General features: G+C 61.8%; 3 protein-coding genes. 1 reads left to right on the top strand and 2 read right to left on the bottom strand.

Annotated features, from left to right (window positions below; translation table 11 throughout):
• Window positions 1–35: 35 nt before the first annotated feature.
• A protein-coding gene (locus RH94_RS33025) for an IS3 family transposase (RefSeq protein ID WP_234425562.1) occupies window positions 36–1,201 on the bottom strand; the annotation gives its coding sequence in 2 pieces (ribosomal slippage) (window positions 36–914 and window positions 917–1,201; 1,164 coding nt in all).
• A 105-nt stretch (window positions 1,202–1,306) separates the two neighbouring features.
• Between RH94_RS33025 and RH94_RS33015 the strand changes: the two genes are divergently transcribed.
• Window positions 1,307–1,648, top strand: coding sequence for a hypothetical protein (locus RH94_RS33015; RefSeq protein ID WP_234426194.1), 342 nt, complete (start codon window positions 1,307–1,309; stop codon window positions 1,646–1,648).
• 235 nt (window positions 1,649–1,883) lie between these two features.
• Here the strand turns inward: RH94_RS33015 and RH94_RS46855 are convergent, their stop codons facing one another.
• Complete coding sequence (locus tag RH94_RS46855) at window positions 1,884–2,348, bottom strand: AlbA family DNA-binding domain-containing protein (RefSeq protein ID WP_407697392.1); 465 nt, start codon at window positions 2,346–2,348, stop codon at window positions 1,884–1,886.
• Window positions 2,349–3,159: the final 811 nt, after the last annotated feature.

Raw genomic sequence — 3,159 nt, 5'->3', positions numbered from 1 at the left:
TTGGGACTGCTGCACGGATGGGTGACAGTCGGGTTTCATGCCGCGAGGGCTGCGGCGGGCTTCATGGTGGTCTCGAACTCGATGGGGGTCAATCGGCCCAGCCGTAGTTGTCGGCGACGCCGGTGGTAGGTCCGTTCGATCCAGATGACGATCGCGGTGCGGAGCGCTTCTCGGGTGGTCCAGGTGCGGCGGTCCAGGACGTTGTTCTGCAGGAGTGCGAAGAACGACTCCATGGCCGCGTTGTCACCGGCGGCGCCGACCCTTCCCATCGATCCGACCAGGCCGTGACGGTTCAGGGCGTGGATGAACTTCCGGGACCTGAACTGCGAGCCGCGGTCGGAGTGGACGACGCAGCCGGCCACCACGCCTCTGCGTGCGGCGGCGTTGTCCAGCGCGTTCACCGCGAGCCGTGCCTGCATCCGGCTGCCGATCGAGTAACCGACGATCCGGCCGGAGCAGGCGTCCTTGACCGCACACAGGTACAACGTGCCCTCTCCGGTGGCATGTTCGGTGATGTCCGTCAGCCACAGCTCGTTCACCGCGTTCGCGGTGAAGTCACGCCGGACAAGGTCGTCGTGCACCGGCGGCCCGGGTCGCTTGCCGTTCTTCGACCGCTTCTTCCCGAACACTGACCACCAGGCGTTGTCCCGGCAGATCCGCCACGCGGTCCGTTCACTCATCCGCTCGCCTGCCGTCTCGGCTTCCCCGGCGAGGAACCGGTAGCCGAACTCGGGATCGTCGCGGTGGGCGTCAAACAGCGCGTTCGCCCGGTGGGCCTCGGTGATCTCGGCCTCGGTCACCGGCCGGCGAAGCCACCGGTAGTAGTGCTGGCGAGCAAGCCCCAGTACCCGGCACGCGACCGCGACCGGGATCTTGTCGGCGGCGAGCTCTCTCACGAGCGGGTAGAGCCTTTTCCCGGCAGGTTCGCCTGCGACAGGTAGGCCGCCGCGCGGCGCAGGACCTCGTTCTCCTGCTCCAGCAGCCGGATCCGCTTCTTCAGCTCACGGTTCTCCGCCGACTCGGACCTGGTGACACCAGGCTTCTCGCCGTCCTCCACGGCGGCCTGGCGCAGCCACTTCGACAGCGTCATCTCATGGACGCCGAAGTCCTTCGCGATCTGCGCAAGGGTGACGCCCTTCTCGCGGTTGCGGGCCACGCGCACGACGTCGTCACGGAACTCTTCGGGATAGGGAACAGGCACAGCAACATCCTTCCAGGCCGCCCCACGGGCAAGCCAGATCAGATGTCACCACACCGTGCAGCAGTCCCTTTCCCTTGGGCGGGCTCCGCATTGTTCGGGGCTGCCATGGGCTGCGTCGCCTGGTCGCTGACCGTCTGGGCGCGCGCGTACTGCGACGCGGGTTACGACGCCGGCGGACGCTTCGAACTCAACTTCTTGCTCCCTCTGGTCGTAGGGGTCGAAGCGCTCGTTGGGCTCGTGGCGCGGGCCATCGGCCGTCAGCTGGTGCTTCGCGCGCCAACGGCGGTTCGCGTCTCACTGCCAACGCTGCTGGTGGTTGTCGCGACGGTGTGCCTGGCATGGTGGTTCTTCGCGACCCGAGGGACGCTGGACGGCTATCCCGGCGACTCCGGCCTCTGCCCCGTGAGCAACGTCCCGCCGCAGTGGCCTGACTGGATCCCGGTCTGATCAGCCACAACTGATCAACGGCGGCCGTGACCTGCGGCCGCCTTCTCGATCAACGTCCTGACCTGCTGCTGAGCTGTCGCCAGTTGTCGGCGTTGGTCATCGTTGAGCGCCCTTCCACGGCCCCAGGACGGTCCGGGAAGGCGCTCGCATGTTCGCTGCAAAGCGTGCCCAGAGGTTGGGGGCCCTGTTGTTACGTGGACACCGCTGGAGCGGGGTGAGTAGGGGCCTGTAAATGCTATCCCGACAGAGAGATTTTTCCTGCTAGGAGCGCGTGCAGAGATTTCCCCGTAATTTGGATCGCTTGACCACCATTCCTAATCGGGACAGCAAAGACGCTTCCCTTTCCGAGCTCGACGATTCCAGATCCCTCCACGATGAACGGTTTAGCGGGATCCGATTGAGCCGGGACGTGGAAGTAAAGCAAATTCCCCCCGTCTATACTGACCGAGTAAATGTGAAGATTGGCAATCGCCGGATGTATCTGGTTTCGAAGCACTGCTTCAATTGACTTCTTCAGTCGTTCATCTACGGAGATTGGGGCGATCCTGCAAACCTCATCCCCATTCCCCTTGTTTTTGGTGAACATTCCGTACACCAAAATTCCACCAAGTCGCGAATTTGCAAACTGGGCGACGTCTTTGGCCAGCGTGAACTTTCCCGCTGACTTGCTGAGGTCGGGCAACTGAGACTTGACCTCCAGCCACTCGTTNATCTCCAGACCTCACCGTTCTTGAGGGCCTCCAAGGCATCCATGGCAGACTCTAGTTGGACTTCTAGCGATTTCATCGTGCTCTGCTGCAAGGCGAGTGCTGCATCAAACAGGGATCGCATGGTTATCGAGCTACCCCCGATTCCGCGGCAGGTTAGATTCCAGTAAGACCCGTCGCCATCCGAATACCGAAAGCATTTCAGTACGGNCGCCGCGCCTTCGAAGGAAGTGAGAGACGTATGCTTCCACTTCCTGCGCTTGGGAAGCCTCATGTAGGCGCACAACCAGGAGTATTTCCGACTCCTTCTCGGGGCTGCTGTATACATGTATCCCTGGCTGCTTCCCTTCAGGGCCATCGGAGAAGTAAATGGTTACGTCATAGCCGACGAGCTCTGCGACTTCCTCCGCTAGTTCGACGGGCGGTACACTCCCTTCAATTTCGGGATTCCAGTTGATGGTGAAATCGACCCCGTTCGTCTCGTACATCAGCGTGACTCTGTTGGTCAAGGTCACCTTTCCGTAAACGCTAGATCCGGACGTACGCTCTTGCTGAATTAGCTCAACATGGGGCATCTTGAAATGATTGCACAAACTGCCACTGAGAGGGATGCCTTTTTTCGTAGACGACGGCATTCGGGTTCAGCGACCAGGTCGGTGGAGTGGCTTTGGGCTGGAGCTGCTTTGGGGCGAGTGATCATGGCCCCGTAAGCTTCCGGCGCGTCGGGCAGTCTGTGGACCTGCCCGGTAAAGCACGACGTTGGGGCCATGATCTTAGAGGCTCGCCTCAAAGTGGCTGCTTAAA

This window comes from Streptomyces kebangsaanensis, assembly GCF_001906585.1.
In the GTDB taxonomy this organism is placed as follows: Bacteria; Actinomycetota; Actinomycetes; order Streptomycetales; family Streptomycetaceae; genus Streptomyces; species Streptomyces kebangsaanensis.
This window is presented reverse-complemented; position numbering and strand designations above follow the sequence as displayed.

Excerpts from the sequence above, each read along its gene's own strand:
- RH94_RS33015 (WP_234426194.1), top strand. The coding sequence starts at position 1,307 with ATGGGCTGCGTCGCCTGGTCGCTGACCGTCTGGGCGCGCGCGTACTGC.